The sequence below is a fragment of the Sorangium sp. So ce124 genome, from assembly GCF_051525235.1.
GTDB classification, from domain to species: Bacteria; Myxococcota_A; Polyangia; order Polyangiales; family Polyangiaceae; genus Sorangium; species Sorangium atrum.
The window spans coordinates 6713908-6732490 of the sequence record NZ_CP150312.1 but is presented as its reverse complement, the minus strand read 5'-3'; the positions used below and the strand labels follow the sequence as shown (position 1 = coordinate 6732490).

Genomic DNA, 18583 nt, shown 5'->3' with positions numbered 1-18583 from the left:
CGCGCCGCGGCGTCACTTCAGGCGCAGGCTGTTCACGAGCTTGTCGAAGTCGGCGCGCGCCCCGGTGACCGTCTTCTCGGGGCCGGTCATCTTGAAGAACCAGAGCCCGCCGGACGGCGTCTCGGCGATCGCGCCCAGGAGGGCATAGTTCGGCTTCGGATCCGAGGCGGGCATGCCGGGCATCCCGGAGCCGGCGAACGTCCCCTTCACCTCGACGACCGTGACCTTGAGGTCGCCGGCCTTGAGGTCGGTGCGCTTGGGGGAGTCGTCGCTCTTCTGGGAGAACTGGCCAGCCCAGCGCGTGATGTTCGCGTCCACGCTGCCGCCCGCCTGGCTCACGCTGAGCTCGGCGTCCTCGGTGTCCCCGGCGGCGCGCTTGATCTTGTACGTGGCCTTGCGCATCGCGTTGGGGTTCGGCGCGCTCTCGAAGCTCGCGGGGGCGTCCCACGCGAGCTCGCCGCCGCCAGCCTGCTGGCCGCTGGCCGGCGCCGGCTTCGGAGCGGGCTTCGCCTCGGCAGGCGCGGCGGGCGTGCTGGTCGCCGGCGGCTCGGGCGCTGATGTGGCTGTCGGCTCGGGGGTCTTCGAGCACGCCGCGGCGAGCGCGGCGACGAGCGGCAAAACCATGGCGGAGCGGAGCTTGATCATCGTGGGAGGCCTCGGCGGGGTTCGCGGCGACTGTAGTCGCCGTGCCCGCGGCCTCAAGCCGGATCGGACCGCGGGGAAGTCCCGGCGCGCTCTTGCCAGAGGCGCCCGGCGGGTCGTTCAGCCGCGCGCGTTGCCGTGATACCACCAAAATACAAATTCATGGACCCCACCTTACGGCGCGCGTTCAACGCTGCCTTCGGGCCGTCGACCTACGCGGACTACCTCGGCCGGCTCGAGCGGCGGCTCGGGTGCGCGATCCCGTTCCGTGTCGCCGAGACGCCGCTGTTCCTGCCCGACAGGCTGCGCGAGGACCTCGAGCGCTCCGCGACGGAGATCGTTCGGCAGATATCGAGCCCTGAGCTCATCGAGCAGATGAAGCGCGCCATCCCTGCGCACCTCGACGTCCCGGGCATGGATCCGCTCCCCAACTGCGCGCAGGTGGACTTCGCGATCGTGCGCGGCCCGGACGGCGAGCTCACGGGCAAGGTGGTCGAGCTGCAGGCGTTCCCGTCGCTCTACGCGCTCATGCTCGTCCAGGTCGAGATCATGGCCGAGGTGCTCGCGGGGATGCCGGGGCTCGACCGGCGCTGGTCGTGCTGCTTCGGGGGCCGGAGCACCGCGGACGTCCTCGCGCATCTGCGCCGCGCGATCCTCGCGGGAGAGCCCGAAGAGTCGGTGATCCTGCTCGACCTCGCGCCGGAGAAGCAGAAGACGTACCCCGATTTCGTGGCGACGAAGCTCCTCCTCGGCGTCGACGCCGTCTGCCCGACGGCGCTCGTCCGGGAGGGCAACCGGCTATTCCGCCGGGTGGGCGGGCGGCTCGTCCAGGTCCGCCGCCTGTACAACCGCGTCGTGTTCGACGAGCTCGAGTCGAAGCGGGTCGAGCTCCCGTTCCGGTACGGCGAGCCGCTCGACGTCACGTGGTGCTCGCACCCGAACTGGTACTGGACCTGGTCGAAGTACACGCTGCCCTACATCGATCACCCCGCGCTCCCGCGGTCGCGGACGCTGAGCGCGCAGGACGGCGCGCCTCTGGATCTCGAGCGCTACGTGCTCAAGCCGCTGTTCTCCTTCGCGGGCTCCGGGGTGAAGGTCGACGTCACGCCCGGGGACATCGCCGCGATCCCGGAGGGGGAGCGATCGCGCTGGCTGCTGCAGGAGAAGGTCGCGTACGAGCCGGCGCTCGCGATGCCTGATGGGAACGGGGTGAAGGCCGAGGTCCGGATGATGTTCCTGCGCGCGCCGGACGAGCCCGATCTCTCGCTCGTGCTCAACCTGGTGCGGCTCTCGCGCGGGAAGATGCTCGGCGTCGATCAGAACCGCGACCTGACCTGGGTCGGCGGCACCGTGGGGATCTGGCCTGTCGACTGAGGTCGCGCGCGAGGGCGCCTCACGCGCGCCGCGCGCCGAGGGCGAGCGCCGGCGCGCGCTCAGGCGATGAGCGCGATCTGCCACGCGCCGAGGACGAGCGCCGCCGCGGTCGCGCCCAGCGCCACCTGGACGACGGGGCGCCGCGGCGCGGGCCGGTTGCGCAGCGAGAGGCCGGCGACGACCCCGATCGCGGCGCCGCTGAGCAACCCGAAGGCGTGCGCGCCGAGGTCGGAGCGTGGGCTCGCGCCGAGGGCGCCGAGGAGGGCGAGGCCTCCCACGAGCGGCGCGACGAGGTGGAGGAGGTGGCGCTTCTCGCCGCTCTCCCTGTCGTGCGCGCGGTCGAGCATGAGCTGCGTCGCGGCGAGCAGCCCGATCGCGCCGAACACCGCGGTGGAGGCGCCGATCGAGGCGTGGTGCTGTCCCATGCTCTGGTGCCAGAGCGCGTTCGCGAAGTTCCCGATCGCGCCCGAGGCGACCACGGCGAGCGCGGCGCCGCCCGGCCCGAGGCGGCGCTGCACCGCGGACGCGAAGACCGTCCCGGAGATGACGTTGCCGAGCACGTGGGCCGAGTCGGCGTGCAGCGTGAGCGCGGTGATGGCGCGCCACGGCTCCGGTCCCACGACGAGGTCGGCGACGGAGGTGCCGCGCTGGAACCAGCGTCCGCCGCCGCTCGCGGGCCCGGTGACGAGGAAGAAGAAGAGGGCGAGCGCGGCGAACGCGACGCCCGCGACCATGGACGGAGGGTGGCGCAGGCGCTCGCGCGGGCGGCGTGGGGGCCAGTCGCGGTTCTCCGCTTCGTACCGATCGATCGAGCCTGCGGCGAGGGCGTAGTCCTCGTCGCGCACGAGGATCACCCAGCCCGCCGGCGTGTACCGCACGGCGTGCCAAAGCTCGCTCGACTGGAGGACGAGGGCCCATTCGCGGACCTTGCGCTCCGGCATGACGGGCCCGATGGCCGTGAGCCCGAGGCCGTGATTTTCCGCCTCTCCGGAGGAGGCATCGCCGTTCTGGATCATCGCCGTCCTCTCCCAGCGCGCCGGCGGCAGGATCGCGATCGGGACGAACGGTTCGCCAACTGCATCTCGAACACAGACACGGTTCTGTTCGCCCACGGCGGGTCCTCCACGGTTCGTCGACCCCAGGTTCATCGAAACGTGCGGATGAGCCCGGAAGCTGTCAACGCCGGGCCTCCGGGAGCCTGACCGTCTCGTCGTCACGCCCAGCGCGGCTCTCCTTGCCCTTGCCGGTTGCCGGCTCTGTGCGCGCGCTGCGCGGCCGAGCCCTTGTGCGCGCGCCGCAGCGGTGGCAGTGCGTGGTTGTGTCGACGGCCATCACGCAGGGCATCCGGGTCACCGTCTCGACGGTCTACGTCCCCACGCAGTCATCCCCGACGGAGCACCGCTACGTCTTTGCTTACACGGTGCGGATCGCCAACGAAGGCACCGAGCCCGCCCAGCTGAGGACGCGGCACTGGATCATCACGCACGGCAGCGGAAAGGTGGAGGAGGTGCGCGGCCCTGGTGTCGTCGGCCAGCAGCCCTCGCTCAAGCCTGGCGAGCACTTCGAGTACACGAGCGGCTGTGTGCTCGAGACCCCGCGCGGCACGATGCGCGGCACCTACCAGATGCACCGCCCCGACGGCCGCGTCTTCGACGCCGAAATCGCGTCGTTCACCCTGGCGATGCCGCACTCCCTGAACTGACCCCGCCCCTTCGCCCTCGATCCGGAAAGAGTCGGCGGGGAGGGGGTGCCCGTGCGCGCGGGCGGCGGGGTAGGGCCCCACGAACCCGAGCGCCGGCCCGCATCGCAGCCTATCGCTCCCGGCCCACCTCTCCGGTACCCACGGCAATAGCCTTCTACAAGGCGCGAGTTCGTGGGAGGGGCCCCCGCCGCCCGCGCGCACGGGCACCCCCTCCCCGCCGGCTCCGTCGCTGCCGTCCTATCCGACCGTCTCCGGCTCGACCGCCGCCCCGTTCGCCTTCGCCTTCTCCGTGCCCCCCCCGTTCGCCGCCGAGAACTTGAACGTGAACTCCCCGTCTTCGAAGTCGACGGCGACGTTCCCCCCGTTCTCGAGGGCCCCGAAGAGCAGCTCGTCCCCGAGCCGCCGCTTGATGTCGTTCTCGATGACGCGCCCGAGCGGCCGCGCCCCGTTCGCCGGATCGTACCCTCGCGTCGCGAGCTCCGCCCGCGCCCGGTCCGTCACCTCGACCGTCACCGACCGATCCGCCAGCATTGCCGCGAGCTCGCCGACGAACTTGTCCACGATGCTGCCCATCACCGACGGATCCAGGGGCCGGAACATGATGCGCGCGTCCAGCCGGTTCCTGAACTCCGGGCTGAACGTGTTCTTGTAGGCCTTGTCGTCGTCGCCCGCCGTCCCTCGCTCGCCGAAGCCGACGCGCGTCTGCGCGAGCTCCCGCGCGCCCACGTTGCTCGTCATGATCAGCACCATGTGGCGGAAGTCGCTCTTCTTGCCGTTGTTGTCGGTCAGCGTGCCGTGGTCCATCACCTGGAGCAGGACCTGGAACACGTCCGGGTGCGCCTTCTCGATCTCGTCGAGCAAGAGCACCGCGTGCGGCGTCTTCGCCGCCGCCTCCGTGAGCAGGCCGCCGCGGTCGAAGCCGACGTAGCCGGGCGGCGCGCCGATGAGCCGGGAGACGGTGTGGCGCTCCTGGTACTCGCTCATGTCGAACCGCAGGAACCCGATGCCGAGCGCCTTGGCGAGCTGCTTCGCGAGCTCCGTCTTGCCGACGCCGGTCGGCCCCGAGAAGAGGAACGAGCCGATCGGCTTCTCCGGCGCGCGCAGCCCCGCGCGCGACAGCTTGATCGCCGACGCGAGCTGCTTCACCGCCTCGTCCTGCCCGAAGATCACCGAGCGCAGCGATCCCTCGAGATCCTTGAGCTGCGCCTTGTCCGACGTCGACACCTGGCGCGGCGGGATCTGCGCCATCTTCGCGATGACGAGCTCGATGTCCGACGCCTCGACCGTGTACCCGTCGCCGTGGCGGAGGCGCGCCGCCGCGCCCGCCTCGTCGAGCAGATCGATCGCCTTGTCGGGCAGCCGGCGATCTTGCAGGTACCGCGCCGACAGCTTGGCCGCGGCCTCGATCGCCTCGGCCGTGTACGTGATCTTGTGGAACTCCTCGTAGCGCTTCTGCAGGCCCTTCAGGATCTGCGCCGTGTCGTCGACCGAGGGCTCCGACACCTCGATGCGCTGGAAGCGCCGCGCGAGCGCGCTGTCGCGCTCGAGGTGGCCGCGGTATTCCTGGAACGTCGTCGCCCCGATGCAGCGCAGGCGGCCCGAGGCCAGCGCGGGCTTGAGCAGGTTCGACGCGTCCATCGTCCCGCCGCTCGCGGCGCCGGCGCCGATGATCGTGTGGATCTCGTCGATGAAGAGGACCGAGCCCGGCTGCTTCTCGAGCGCGCGCAGCACCGCCTTGAGGCGGTTCTCGAAGTCGCCGCGGTACTTCGTGCCTGCGAGCAGCGCGCCCATGTCGAGCGCGTAGACGGTCGCGTCCTTGAGCGGCGCGGGCACGTCCTTCTTCTCGATCCGCTGCGCGAGCCCCTCCACGATCGCCGTCTTGCCGACCCCGGCGTCGCCGATGAGCAGGGGGTTGTTCTTGCGCCGCCGCGCGAGCACCTGGATCGTGCGGGCGACCTCGTTCTCTCGGCCGACCAGCGGGTCGATGCGGCCCTCGGCCGCCTCCTTGTTGAGGTTCATCGTGAACGCCGCGAGCGGATCCTTGATCGGCTGCGCGGCGCCGGGCTCGCCGCCCTCCTCCGGCGGCTCCTCGCGGAGGCCGTCGTCCTGGCCCGTCTTCGAGATGCCGTGCGAGATGTAGTTCACGACGTCGAAGCGGCTGATGCCCTGCTCGCCGAGGAGCGTCACCGCCGGGCAGTCGCGCTCGGCGAACATCGCCACCAGCACGTTCGCCCCCTTGAGCTCCTTCTTGCCCGAGGACTGCACGTGCATCGCGGCGCGGCCGACCACGCGCTGGAACCCGAGCGAGAGCGTCGGGCTCGTGTCCGTGTCCTCCGGCAGCACCTCGATCTCCTCGTCGAGGAAGCGCTCGAGCTTCTTCTTGAGCAGCGGGGTGTCGCCCCCCGCGTGCCGGAGGACCTCGGCCGTCTCCTCGTCGAAGAGCAGCGCGTAGAGCAGGTGCTCGATGGTCACGAACTCGTGCCGGCGGCGCGAGGCCTCCCGGGTGGCGAGCGAAAAGGCGATCTCAACTTCGGGGCTGATGCGCATGGTCATTCCGGCTCGGCGGTCAACCGAAGGGGCATCGCGTGCTCCTTGGCGAAGTCCTGTACTTGGGCGACCTTGGTCTCGGCGACATCCTTCGTGTACACGCCGGCGACCCCGTGGCCGCGGTGGTGCACGCTCAGCATGATGTGCGTGGCCTCCGTCTCGGTGCGGTGGAAGAACTTCATGAGGACGAGCACGACGAACTCCATCGTCGTGTAGTCGTCGTTGTGAAACACGACCTTGTAGCGGCGGGCCTTCTCGACCTTCCGTTCCCGCTCGGTCGCGAGGTCGCCCTGCTTGTCTTCTCTTTCCTCAGGATCGTTCGGCATAAATCCGTCGGGAAGGATAGCAAGAGCCCCGCCCCGGCGAGCGGCCGACGAAGCTGGCTCATGCCCCGGAAGCATGCTCCGCCGCGGCGCCGTTCGCCACGCGTGGGCCTGGATTTTCCGTCCGCTGTGGCGCCCGGCTCATGGAACCGGGCCGAGGTGCTGCTGGGTTCGTTCGCGGGCGCCGGCCTGGCCTGGCTGGCTCCGGCCGGCGGGGCGCCGCCGCCCCGCCGCGGGCGCGCGAGCGGCCTGCGGCGGGGGGCGCGCCGGCGTCGTCACACGAGCGACATGGCCGCGCCGAGGTCGATCTCGACGGGCGTGAGGCCCCAGATGTCGCGCGCGTACTCGCGCACCGTGCGGTCCGAGGAGAACTCGCCCACGCGCGCGATGTTGAGCGCGGACTTGCGCAGCCAGCTCTGCCGGTCGGCGTAGGCCGCCTCCACCTCGCGCTGACAGGCGGAGTAGGCCTTGAAGTCGGCCAGCATCATGTACTCGTCCCGGCCGAGGAGCCGGTCGAGCAGGGGCTGGAAGAGCTCGCGGTACTCCGGGGAGAAGAAGCCCGACGAGATGAGCTCGATCACCTCGCGCAGCTCCGGGTCGGCCGCGACCGCGGAGCGCCCCTCGAAGTGCTCGTTGCGGCGGGCGATGACCTCGTCGGCGGTCAGGCCGAACAGGAAGAAGTTCTCCGGGCCCACGGCGTCGCGGATCTCGATGTTCGCGCCGTCGAGCGTGCCGACGGTGAGCGCGCCGTTCAGCGCGAGCTTCATGTTGCCGGTGCCCGACGCCTCCATGCCCGCGGTCGAGATCTGCTCGGAGACGTCGGCGGCGGGGATGATGCGCTCGGCCAGCGAGACGCGGTAGTTCGGCATGAACGCGACCCGGAGCCCGGTGTGGCGCCGGTCGCCGTTCACGACGTAGGCGACGGCGTGGATGAACTTGATGATGAGCTTCGCCTGCCGGTAGCCGGGCGCCGCCTTGGCGCCGAAGATGAAGGTCCGCGGCGTGATCTGCTCGCCGCGCTTCTGGCGCAGGTAGAGCGCGACGATGTGGAGCGCGTTGAGCAGCTGGCGCTTGTACTCGTGGAGGCGCTTGATCTGGACGTCGAAGATCGAGGAGGGGTCGACGTGGATGTCGAGCTCCTGCGCGATGACCTTCGCGAGCGCCGTCTTGTTCGCGCGCTTCACCGCGGCGATCCGCTCGATGAACTCCGGGTCCTCGAGGTGGCGCTCGAGCTCGCGCAGCCGCTCGAACTCCGTCACCCACTTCGGGCCGACCTTCTCGGTGACGAGCGCGGCGAGCGCGGGGTTACAGGCGAGCAGCCACCGCCTGAACGTGACGCCGTTCGTCTTGTTGTTGAACCGCTCGGGCCAGAGGTCGTAGAAGTCGCGGAGCAGGTCGCGCTTGACGAGCTCGGAGTGGAGCTTGGCCACGCCGTTCACCGAGTGCGAGCCGACGACCGCGAGGTGGGCCATGCGCACGTGCCGCTCGTGGCCTTCCTCGATGAGGGACATCCTCGCGACGCGGTCCTGGTCCTGCGGGTGGGCGTCCATCACCTCGCGCAAAAACCGCCGGTTGATCTCGTAGATGATCTCGAGGTGCCGCGGCAGGAGCCGCTCGAAGAGCGCGACGGGCCAGCGCTCGAGCGCCTCGGGCAGCAGGGTGTGGTTCGTGTACCCGAAGGCCCCGACCGTCTGCTTCCACGCGTCCTCCCAGGGGAGCAGGTGGTCGTCGATGAGGACGCGCATCAGCTCGGCGATCGCGATGGCGGGGTGGGTGTCGTTCAGCTGGATCGCGTTCTTCTCGGCGAAGCGCGAGAAGTCCGGGTGGACGCGGTTGTAGCGGTTCACGATGTCGGCGATCGAGCAGGCGACGAAGAAGTACTCCTGCCGGAGGCGCAGCTCCTTGCCCTTGTCGAAGTTGTCGTTCGGGTAGAGGACCTTGGAGATGACCTCCGACTGGTTCTTCTCGTGGACGGCGTGCACGTAGTCGCCCGCGTTGAAGAGCTCGAAGTCGAACTCCTCGCCCGCGCGGGCCGACCAGAGGCGGAGCGTGTTGACGGTGTTCGACTGGTAGCCCGCGATGGGCGTGTCGAACGGGACGCCGATGACCTGCTCGGAGTGGCGCCAGACCACGCGGAAGCCGCCGCGCTTGTCGGGGACGCGCTCGGTGTAGCCGCCGAACGAGACCGGGACGGCGTGCTCGGGGCGCTCGATCTCCCAGGGGTTGCCGAAGCGGAGCCACTCGTCGGCGCGCTCGACCTGGTAGCCGTCGCGGATGACCTGCTCGAAGATGCCGAACTCGTACCGAATGCCGTACCCGTAGGTGGGCAGGCCGATCGTGGCCATGGAATCGAGGAAGCACGCCGCGAGCCGGCCGAGGCCGCCATTGCCGAGCCCGGCGTCGGGCTCTTGCTCGACGAGCTCATCGAGGTCGAGGCCGAGCTCGCCGAGCACGGTCTTGTAGCTGTCGTAGATGTCGAGCGCCTGCAGGTTGGCGACGAGCGCCCGGCCGAGGAGGAACTCTGCGGAGAGATAGTAGCCGCGCTTGACGTCCTGCTCGTAGTAAGTGTGCTGCGTCTTCGTCCACCGGTCGACGAGTCGATCGCGCGCCGACAGGGCGAGGGCCACGTACCGGTCGAACGGCGTGGCGGTCATGGACTCCCGGGCGCGCGAGTAGTGCAGGTGATCGGCGAAGGCGCGGCGCAGCGCGACGGGGTGCATGCCGGTACGGGCGTCCGGCGCCGAGTTGCCGCGGAAAAATGCGGCGGGGGTGTCGCGCTGCTGGGTGACGTTGTCTCGCTGGGCGGGGGTTTCTCTCTGACGGTTGGGGTCGGCGTCGATCGGGTTGGCCATGGCGGCGCACTTTAGACGGATCCGGCCCGCCCTGGTTGGCTGCGCGACGTGCTCGGATGAGGTTCCGTGTGGGCGGGGGTTGCCGATCGTTCATGGCTGCCGGTGTGGTAGGAGCGGAATACAGGCCGGCGGCCGGGAGCTGCGGGCGGGAAGGCGTCCCGAAGGGGTCCTCTAGAAGGGGTCCTCTAGAAGGGGTCCTCTAGGGGACGGCTGGCGCGGGGCAGGGCGCTGCGTGGGCCCGGGGTGGGGGCGCACGGCGCCGTGCGGGTCATGGATCGGCGGTGATCCCGGGCGGCGCGGCCGGGGCAGGCGCGGCGCTGGCCGGTTTCGTCTTCACGGTCGGCTGCGCGGTCGAGGGCGACGGGGTGCGGGCGCCGATCGGCGGCACGTGGGCGTCGAGCTGGCGCAACCCGAACACGGCGACGCCGGCTTCTCGCAGGTGGTCGTAACGCCGGTTCACGACGGTCCAGAACTGGTCGCGGACGACGGCTTCTGGGGAGCGCTCGGAGGGCTTCTGCTGGGCGCCCCGGGGCTTGAGCTGGACGAGGAGCCAGCTCGCGTGCTCGGCCATCGCGGCGAGGTAGTCTGGCGAGAACGGGTGTTTGCCGTCCAGGGTCTCCGCGAGCTCGTGGAACACCCCGGCAATATCGACGCCGTCACGCGCGCTGTCGACCGGGCCCGAGCCGCGGCGGATCGCGGCGACACGCTGCTTGGGCACGAGCTTGAGCTCCGCGAAGATCTCGAGTTGTCGCAGCGTGAGATCGCGCATGGGGCGGAACTTCTCGAGGCGGGACTCGATCTCGCGCTCGCTTGCGGCGGCCACGACGCGCCCTGCGGCGGCGACGAGCCCGAGCGCGAGGCTCGGGAGCTCGAGCATGCCGTCGATCGGGCACAGCGGCAGCTTCTCCACGACGCGGCCGAGGTGGGGGCGTATCGCGCCGACGCCGCGGTCGACGTTGGCGCGGACGAGATCGACCGAGAGCCGGCATATCTCGGCGCGATCGGCCGGGACCTCCGCCTGCACCAGAGGCAGGAAGTGGCGGTAGGCCTCGTTCGCGTCCGACGTGGTGAAGGTCTGGCTTGCTGACACAGACGGATTGGTGTTCTTCGATTTGGATCGGGTCTTGGTCATGGCCATTCTCGCAACCTAGGCGCCGCGCGAGCACATGTCATCTCGAATCTCGTGCCCAGGGGGAGAAGGCAGGTTTTCGACGGGGGCGAGGGGAGCACGCTGTCGAAGGTCGGCAGGAGGCCAGTGGGAGGCCAGCAGGAGGCCAGTGGGAGGCCAGTGGGAGGCCAGCAGGAGGCCAGCAGGAGGCCAGTGGGAGGCCAGCAGGAGGCCAGCGGCTCGTCTCGAAGCGAGGGTGAGGTCTCGCGGGGAGACGTGAGATTGTCGCGGACGAAGGGGGGACCCTTCGCGTCGAGACCGGAGGTGGTCTCGAGGGAAGGGTTGGGTCTCGCCGGGAGACGGGAGATCGTCCCGGAGGGAGAAGGGCCCCTCCACCTTTCGACCGGAGGTGGTCTCGGAGGAAGGGTTGGGTCTCGCCGGGAGACGGGGATCGATCTCGGCGGAGAGTCGATTGCTGGAAGTGGATTGACTCGCCACCATGACCATGGTGTTTGCCAGCTCCCCGGCGAGCTGCTCTTCAATGGCAGCGGAGCGCAACGGATTCGGCGGGTCTGCGTCGGTGGAAGCCCCGCCCCATGGGTGGACGATATGAAGACTGAACCTCGGCGCGAGGCCGTCCGGACGGCCTCGCAGCGTCCTCGGCGGTTCTCGATGCGTGCAATGACGCTGGCGTCCTCGAGGGCGTCGTCTCTACGCTGGTCTTTGGCCATTCTCGTGCTGGTCCTCGTCGCGTGCGGCACGCACGAGCGGCAGGCTGTCGACGGGCTCGGCACGGCCGTCTCCGCGGCGACGGTCACCGTGCCGCCTGTCCTGCGCGATCCGCTGGAGATGCCGCAGGCATCGATCGTCCGCGGCGACGATGTCGGCTACCTCCCTGGCGAGGGGCAGGTCACCGCGGACGGCGCCTTCTCCTACACCATTCCTCTCGACGTTCCGCAGGGGCTCGGGGTAACGCCAGGCCTCGCGCTCCGCTACTCGAGCCGCGGAGGCAACGGCCCTGTGGGGCGCGGGTGGAGCGTCGCCGGCAGCTCGTCGGTGATCGCGCGCTGCGATGCGACGATCGCCACGGAGGGGCGGGCCGACGGCGTGGACTACGACGCGTCCGATAGCTATTGCCTCGACGGCAAGAAGCTCGTCCCGGTGAAGTGGTCCGATCAGCGAGGCGAATACCGCACCGAGGACGACGAGATGTCGAGGATCTTCGGGCTCGGCGGGGCGAGCGCGGGCGGGCCGGGGGCCTTCGAGGTGCGCACCAAGGACGGCCGGATCCGCATTTACGAGGAGACGTACGCCACGCAGATCGTGGCTCGCAGCGTGGCCGAGCGGTCGGCCCGCGTCGTGACGCCGCTTTGGCTGCTCTCGCGCGAGCTGGACCGCTCGGGGAACGAGATCCGGTACCTGTACGAGAAGCACATCGCCTCCGAACCGCCTTACTCGCACGAGTTCCTGATCGAGACGATCGCCTATGGGCCGGGCTCATCGCCTCGCCGGAAGATCGTGTTCGAGTACGAGGACCGCCCTGACCCGAGCATCTCGTACAAGAGCGGGGTCCGCTGGCGGTCGACGAGGCGGCTCAAGACGATCTCGATGTGGGCTCCGAATCCGGGGACGACGCGGAAGGTCTGGGAGTACACGCTCGATTACGAGGTGGGGCAGCTCGGCCGGAGCCTGCTCTCCTCCGTGCAGAAGTGCGGACGGGAGGGGACGTGCCTCTGGCCGAAGCGGCTGCACTGGGTGCACGAGGACCCATTGCAGTTCGCCGGCGGTCCGGTGCTCCCCGTCTCCGGGGTCGTCACCTCGCTGCGCGTCTTCGACGCCAACGGGGACGGCAAGGACGACATCCTCCGCGCCATCGACGTTCCGACGCCCCCGGGGCTCCCGCGCCCTGTGATCGGGCTGCCCCATCCCTACGACCCGCCGGAGCCGCCGGACGAGCTGTACCTGAGCCTCTCCCAGCCGGGCAGCGACATTTCGTTCCGGACCGTGCGCGTCAATCCGGCGGGGTCCGCGCTGGAGAACACCAACCTCAAGCACAGCCGCCCGATCGACGCCAACGGGGACGGCAAGGTGGAGCTGCTCGCCTATGACACCAAGACGTGTCGCTACCAGCTCGTCCAATGGAGCGATACGAAGGGAGCGTTCTTCGCCACGCGCACGACGGTGTCGGCGGGTACGGGGTTCTACTGTACGGGCAAGTTCTCGTCGCCCCCGCCCGCGCTCGAGCTGGTCGATCTGGACGGTGATGCGTTGCTCGATGTCGTGATCGCGTTCGCGCCGTCCCTGCTCGAGTCGTTCTGGAGCATCCAGCTGAACGAGGGCGGCTTGTTCGGCGAGCGCATCGAGACGGGCGTGCGCGCCGCGCGCGGCAGGTGTCCGGGGGCGGTCGGCGGCGACCTCGACGGCGATGGCCGCGGCGAGCTGGTCGTCGGCGAGGTGGTCGTCGGCGAGGAGATCACGTGCCAGGGAGGGGTGGCGATCGGGCTCGATGACGCCGGGGAGGTGACGACCACGCCAGCGTTCCCGCTCGAGCGAGAGGGGGCGCCGGTGGCGCTCGCCGACATCAACGGCGACGGGCTGAGCGACGCGCTGTGGGTCCACGCGGGCTCGGTGGAGCTCAGCTTGAACACGGGCAACGGGCTCGGGCCCGCGGTGCCGCTCTCGGATCCCGGGATGGTGGAGGTGCTGGGCCTGGAGACGAACGAGTCGGGAGGGAAGGTGGTCGAGCCGTTCGACCTGAACCGCGACGGGCGCGACGATCTCCTCGTGTCGATCTCCGGCGCGTTCAACCCCTGGCCGTCCGAGCCTCGCTACATCGATCGCATCATCGCGCTCCTCTCGCGCGGCGATGGCACGTTCCTGCGCGAGGAGATCGGATGGGAGGAGCCGGAGATGGGGACGCACTACTCGCCCATCCCCGCCGGAGACGCGATGTGGAGCGGCGACTTCGACGGTGACGGCCGCGCCGACGTGCTCACACGGGACGGGTCTTCGCTCGAGGTCACGCTCGCGGCCGGGCCGGACGTGGAGCTCCTCAGCGGCGTCTCGGACGGCGATCAGCCGAGATCCCGCCGCGTGCAGGTCCGGTACGGCCGGACGGATCCGGCGTCGGCGCCTCGGGCTACGTGCACGTATCCGCAACTGTGTGTACGCCGTGGGGTGCCGGTGGTGGCGTGGCTGGGCGGGCTCGAGAGGCCCGGCGGGACGCGCTACCGCTTCGAGGACCTGCGGACGGACCTGCTCGGGCGCGGAGCGCTCGGGTTCGGGCGGATGATGGAGTGGAGCAGCGCGTGGCCCGTGGAGCGGGTCACCACCTTCGACCATGCGACGCGGGTGGGCATGACCTATCCCTTCGCCGGGCGCCCGCGGTCGATCCAGGAGGTCACGCCGATCCTGCCCCACGGCCCGCTGGGCGCGCGCGACTGCGAGCCGCTGACCGACGGATCATGCACGCTCGAGGAGGGCCCCGCGCGCGCGCGTGCGCGGGTGGTCCACCAGGAGCTCGATTACCAGGTGGTGCAGCTCAACGGGGGTCGCAGCTATTTCGTTGCCACGCAGGGGATGGCGCGACGCGAGTACGAGGACCCGGAGGTGAGCATCGACTGGAACGAGGAGGCGCGCACGCACTGCGTGGACGTGGACGACCCCGGCGGCGCGGCGCCGATCCGGCAGAGCGCGACGTACGAGGTCGACGACTATGGCAACCTGCGGAAGGAGATCGTTCAGACCGAGGGAGGCGTGCGCCGCGAGGTGACGAGGACGTTCGACGTGCGGCCTGGTGTGTGGCTCGTCGGGCTGATCGACACGCAGGCGGAGCGCGCGTACGAGGTCGGCTCGACCCTGCCGGGGAAGCTGCACATCGACTACCACCATGACGAGCGCGGGCTGCTCGACGAGGTGAAGATCGAGCCGGACAGCACGGACGCCGATGTCCGGGAGACGACCTCGCTCGTCTACGACGAGGCTGGGCGGCTGACGCAGGAGAGGCGGGAGGCGCCCGGGGAAGCGCCGCGGATCTGGAACTATGAGCACGACGATATGTCGGGCGAAGGGATCTTCGTCAGCCAGACGTGGAACGGGCTTGGTGTGTCGCACTGGACGTACACGCACCCGGCGTACGGGGTGCTGATCGGGGAGATCGACGTGAACGGCGCGTGGTCGACGCGGGTGCATGACGATCTCGGGCGGCTGAGGAGGACGATCTCCGGCACCGGCGCGGTGAGCGAGACGGCGATGGCCGCGTGGGTGGACGCCGGCAAGACGGCGGGGCTGACCGTGGAGACGACGCTGTCGCGCGGAGGCCGCGCGGTGGCGACGGTGGACGAGCGGGGCCTTGTGGTGGAAGAGGCGGAGCGGTCGTTCGACGGGCGGATGAAGGTGCGCGCGCGATCGTACGACGTGTTCGGGCGGCTGCTGTCGGTGAGTCGGCCCGGGTTCGACGCGGCCGCCGAGGAGAAGGCCGAGCGGACGTACGACAGCCTGGGCCGTGTGCTCTCGGAGACCGGGCCGGACGGCGCGCGCCAGCGGTACGAGCACGAGCTGCTGCAGACGATCAAGATCGACCCGGAAGGCCGGCGCAGCCGGAGGGTCGTGGATCCCGAGGGGCGGCCGCGCGAGACGGCGGTGGAGGTGGACGGCGCGTGGCAGTCGACGATGTTCGCCTACGGGCTGAACAGCAAGCTGTGGAAAGTGACCGACCCGAAGGGGAACGTGACGGAGATGCAGCACGACATCCGCGGGCGGCGCACGACCGTGCGTGACCCCGACGCCGGGACGCGGCGGACGCGGTACAACGGTCATGGGGAGATCCGGGAGGAGGTGAACGCGCTCGGAGAGTGGACGGTGGTGGTGCGGGACGCGATGGGGCGGCGGCGCCAGGTGAAGAGGGTCGACGAGGTGACGACGTTCACGTGGGACACGGCGCCGCACGGGGTGGGTCAGCTCGCCGGCGTGGTGAGCCCGGATGGGACCGCGGTCTCCTATACATACGGCGCGATGGGGCGGCTCTCGGAGGTGCGGACGAGCGTCGAGGGCGAGGAGTTCGCGGTGGGGATCACGTACACGCCTGACGGGCTGCGCGATGAGCTCCTGTACCCGAAGGTGCCGGGGCGGGATCGCTTCCGCGTGAAGCACGTGTACGAGGACGGGTCGCTGTCGGAGCTGCGCGCGAGCCAGGATGACGGGACGACTCGGCTCCTGTGGAAGGTGCACAAGAGGAACGCGGACGGGGCGCTGCTGGCGGCGACCTTCGGCAACGAGGTGTTCGTGCAGCGGACGTACGACCCGGTGACGGGACGGCTGGAGACGGCGCAGGCGACCAAGCGCGAGCCGCTGCAGGCGCTGACGTACGGGTACTACGAAGACGGCCGGGTGCGCGAGCGGCGCGACGGCGTCGCGTTGCGGATCGAGACGTTCCAGTACGACGACGCGGGCCGGCTGGAGAGGTGGGACCTCGCCGCGCCGGATGGTGCGCAGGGAACGGAGTACAATTACGATGAGCTTGGCAACCTGCGCACGGTCGCGGTCGACGGGGTGCTGGCGGAGGAGAGCCGCCACGATCCGGCGGGAAGGCCGCACGTGGCCGTGGCGCAAGACGGGGTGGCGTTCAAACACGACGCGGCCGGGCGGCTGGAGTGGTCGAGCGAGGGGCTGAAGATCGGGTACACCACGTTCGATCTGCCGAGGTGGGTACAGAAGAAGGGCGAGAGCTGGGAGTTCCTGTACGACGCGTTCGGGGCGCGGGTGAAGAAGACGCACGGCGAGGAGGAGACGATCTACATCGGCGGCGTGTACGAGCGGCGCACGGACGCGGGCGGGACGCGGCACGTGTTCCGCGTGGCGTCGCCCGAGGGCGAGGTGGCGCAGGTGGTCTTCGCGGGCCCCAAGGACGAGCGGACGCTGTATGTGCACAGTGACCCGCTGGGGAGCGTGGGGGTCGTGACGGACGCGGCGGGCAAGGAGGTGGAGCGGCTGCACTACGAGCCGTTCGGGCGGCGGATCGAGGCCGACGGCAGGGCGCCGGGCGTGGCGAAGGGCGAGGTGAAGCACGGGTTTACAGGGCACCGGCACGACGACGAGCTCGGGCTCATCGACATGCGCGGGAGGCTGTATGATCCGAACCAGCGCCGCTTCTTGACGCCGGACCCGCTCGTGACCGACCCGCTGTGGGGGCAGAGCTACAACCGGTACAGTTATGTGATGAACGATCCGGTGAACCTCGTGGATCCGACGGGGTTGTACTGGAAGCGGGTCACGTATACCGACGGCAGTACGGGGTGGGCGGAGTTCGACGACACCACCGGAGCGCTGATCGGGATAGAGGCGGAGACCATCGAGGTCGTTGCGCCGTCTGGGGATGGGCAGCCTCCGCGTCCCGGTGGGGCGCGTGAGCGAGGGGGGGCGGAGATCAGGAGAGATCTGGCGCAGTTCTTCGAGGCTGGAGACGAGTATTTCGAGCAGGGCGGTGGCTCTTCGGTCGGCGACGACTACTCGGGCGCCGGGGATACGCTCGCCGCGACGCTGGAGCGCGGGGTCAGGCTGTCGGATCTGACCGGAGAGAAGCCGATGCCGGGCCTGGTGAGCGGGTCGGTGATCGGGGATCCGGACATCGTGCCGAGGTTCACCCGGTCGGCGGCCGTCGCGCGGGACTTCCACAACTCCCTCGAGCTCGGGGGGCTGGCATGGCACGCGGGCAATGACGGCGAGGCATTGATGCTGGACCTCCGGGCGGCGATGGATGTCGTGGCGCTGTGCGCGACGGTTGCCGTCGAGAGCGGCATCGGGGTGGCGATGGTCCTCGGCGCCGTGCTGCCCGGGGGGCAAGGGGGAGTGGCCGTATCAGGGGCGGCCGCCGAAGCAAGGGCCAGCATCACGAGCGGATCTCAGGTCACCGAGCAGGTGATCCGAGAGGCTATGAAGGACGCTCCGCTCGCATCGCAGCAAGCGCGCGGTGTATCCCTGCCGCTGGTTCAGCAATACGTGGATAAACTGATTGCTGGTGAGGTCGCGCCTGCCATCAAAGTTGATGGCCGGATGATTGTGGACGGCAACCACCGGTACATCGCCGGTAGGGTGCTCGGGCAAGAGCCGACGATACAGGTATGGGCGGGAGGTCGTCCGGAGCGCATTATTTCCTGGGAGAGTATTCCAATCAACCCGGAGACATGGTGATGATCGTGATACGTTGTGAGACTGGCGATGACGTGTATGTGGACGCCGAAAGCCTCGTCGGCGCGAATCTGTCCCGACAGAATCTCCATCGAGCGCTTCTCGACGGGCAGCTTCTTCGAGGCGCCGATCTGTCGGATTCCGAGCTGCGATCGGCATGGATGGAAGGCGCATGTCTCGAGCAGGCGAAGCTCATGCGATCGAGTCTCGCTGCGTGCAATGCTTCGCGTGCGAGCTTTGCGAAGGCGGACCTGAGGGACGCAATGATGCGGAGTGGAGGCTTCCAAGAAGCCGATTTCACCGGCGCCGACCTTCGCGGTGCAAAGGTCGGCGGGGCGACCTTTGCCAGAGCGACGCTCCATGGCGCTGACCTCCGTTGCGAGGGGCTTGAGCGAGCCGAGCTCGCGGGAGCGCGGGCGGACACACTCACACGTTGGCCTGATGGCTTCGATCCGGCGGCACAGGGAGTTCTCGTCGAGCCGGCTGCCAATTGATCCACTGCCTCGGCGACCTGTTCGCCGACGATGAGGATGATCGAGCAGGAGCGAAATCGCTCCTCGGGGCCGGCGTCTCCCTCGACAGGCTGAGGACGCTCGGGTTCGATCGTCGTACCCCCCTCGTGGAACGCACCGCGCTGCGAATCGGCGCAAAATCTGCGATCAGTGTCGATGATGCCCCCTGGGGCGCGACGCTCCACGTCGCATTTCGTGAGAATCGGCCGGCGCTCACGGGAATGCGTGCCTACGCTCCGGTGAGCGCCGCCGGCGCTTACTTCACCGGCCCATGACGCCTTTACGCGAGCGGAGCGACGGTGTATCTCCCGCCACCGCTCGCGCACCCATGGCGACGG

Annotated in this window: 11 protein-coding genes; 5 read left to right on the top strand and 6 right to left on the bottom strand. The window is 69.7% G+C overall.

All coding sequences use genetic code 11. The annotated features are described in order from the left end of the window. Positions 1–12: 12 nt before the first annotated feature. A complete protein-coding gene (locus WMF19_RS25095) occupies positions 13–645 on the bottom strand; it encodes a hypothetical protein (protein ID WP_437901439.1) in 633 nt (210 codons plus the stop codon). A gap of 159 nt (positions 646–804) precedes the next feature. On the opposite strand from WMF19_RS25095, the gene WMF19_RS25090 reads away from it, so the two are divergent. Continuing rightward, positions 805–2016 (top strand): hypothetical protein, encoded by a 1212-nt coding sequence (locus WMF19_RS25090; RefSeq protein ID WP_437901438.1) that lies wholly within the window; start codon positions 805–807, stop codon positions 2014–2016. A 59-nt stretch (positions 2017–2075) separates the two neighbouring features. On the opposite strand, the gene WMF19_RS25085 is transcribed toward WMF19_RS25090, so the two are convergent. Continuing rightward, the gene (locus tag WMF19_RS25085; protein WP_437901437.1) at positions 2076–3128 is read right to left on the bottom strand and encodes a rhomboid family intramembrane serine protease; all 1053 of its coding nucleotides are present in this window, start codon (positions 3126–3128) and stop codon (positions 2076–2078) included. A gap of 206 nt (positions 3129–3334) precedes the next feature. Here WMF19_RS25085 and apaG point away from each other — a divergent pair, with 206 nt between their 5' ends. After that, the gene (gene apaG, locus WMF19_RS25080; RefSeq protein ID WP_044965505.1) at positions 3335–3718 is read left to right on the top strand and encodes a Co2+/Mg2+ efflux protein ApaG; all 384 of its coding nucleotides are present in this window, start codon (positions 3335–3337) and stop codon (positions 3716–3718) included. Positions 3719–3955: 237 nt separating this feature from the next. Here apaG and clpA read toward each other — a convergent pair whose 3' ends face one another. The 4 genes from clpA to WMF19_RS25060 all read right to left on the bottom strand — a co-directional run bounded on the left by clpA (position 3956) and on the right by WMF19_RS25060 (position 10572). Continuing rightward, positions 3956–6271: an ATP-dependent Clp protease ATP-binding subunit ClpA gene (gene clpA, locus WMF19_RS25075; protein WP_437901436.1), complete on the bottom strand. Its 2316-nt coding sequence runs from the start codon at positions 6269–6271 to the stop codon at positions 3956–3958. Then, entirely contained in the window at positions 6268–6591 is a 324-nt protein-coding gene (gene clpS / locus WMF19_RS25070) for an ATP-dependent Clp protease adapter ClpS (RefSeq protein ID WP_272093285.1), read from the bottom strand. Before clpS ends, clpA begins: the two co-directional genes overlap by 4 nt. Before the next feature lie 272 nt (positions 6592–6863). Beyond that, on the bottom strand, positions 6864–9440 hold the full coding sequence (locus WMF19_RS25065) for a glycogen/starch/alpha-glucan phosphorylase (protein WP_437331041.1): 2577 nt from the start codon (positions 9438–9440) through the stop codon (positions 6864–6866). 268 nt (positions 9441–9708) lie between these two features. Next, positions 9709–10572 (bottom strand): hypothetical protein, encoded by an 864-nt coding sequence (locus WMF19_RS25060; protein ID WP_437901435.1) that lies wholly within the window; start codon positions 10570–10572, stop codon positions 9709–9711. 699 nt (positions 10573–11271) lie between these two features. Here WMF19_RS25060 and WMF19_RS25055 point away from each other — a divergent pair. The 3 genes from WMF19_RS25055 to WMF19_RS25045 are packed head-to-tail and all read left to right on the top strand — an operon-like array spanning position 11272 to position 18520. Then, entirely contained in the window at positions 11272–17736 is a 6465-nt protein-coding gene (locus WMF19_RS25055) for an FG-GAP-like repeat-containing protein (RefSeq protein WP_437901434.1), read from the top strand. After that, positions 17730–18227 carry a pentapeptide repeat-containing protein gene (locus WMF19_RS25050; protein WP_437901433.1) on the top strand — a complete coding sequence of 166 codons (498 nt, stop codon included), beginning with the start codon at positions 17730–17732 and terminating at the stop codon, positions 18225–18227. The genes WMF19_RS25055 and WMF19_RS25050 overlap by 7 nt, the downstream gene beginning before the upstream one ends. Further along, a complete protein-coding gene (locus tag WMF19_RS25045) occupies positions 18224–18520 on the top strand; it encodes a hypothetical protein (RefSeq protein WP_437901432.1) in 297 nt (98 codons plus the stop codon). The genes WMF19_RS25050 and WMF19_RS25045 overlap by 4 nt, the downstream gene beginning before the upstream one ends. Positions 18521–18583: the final 63 nt, after the last annotated feature.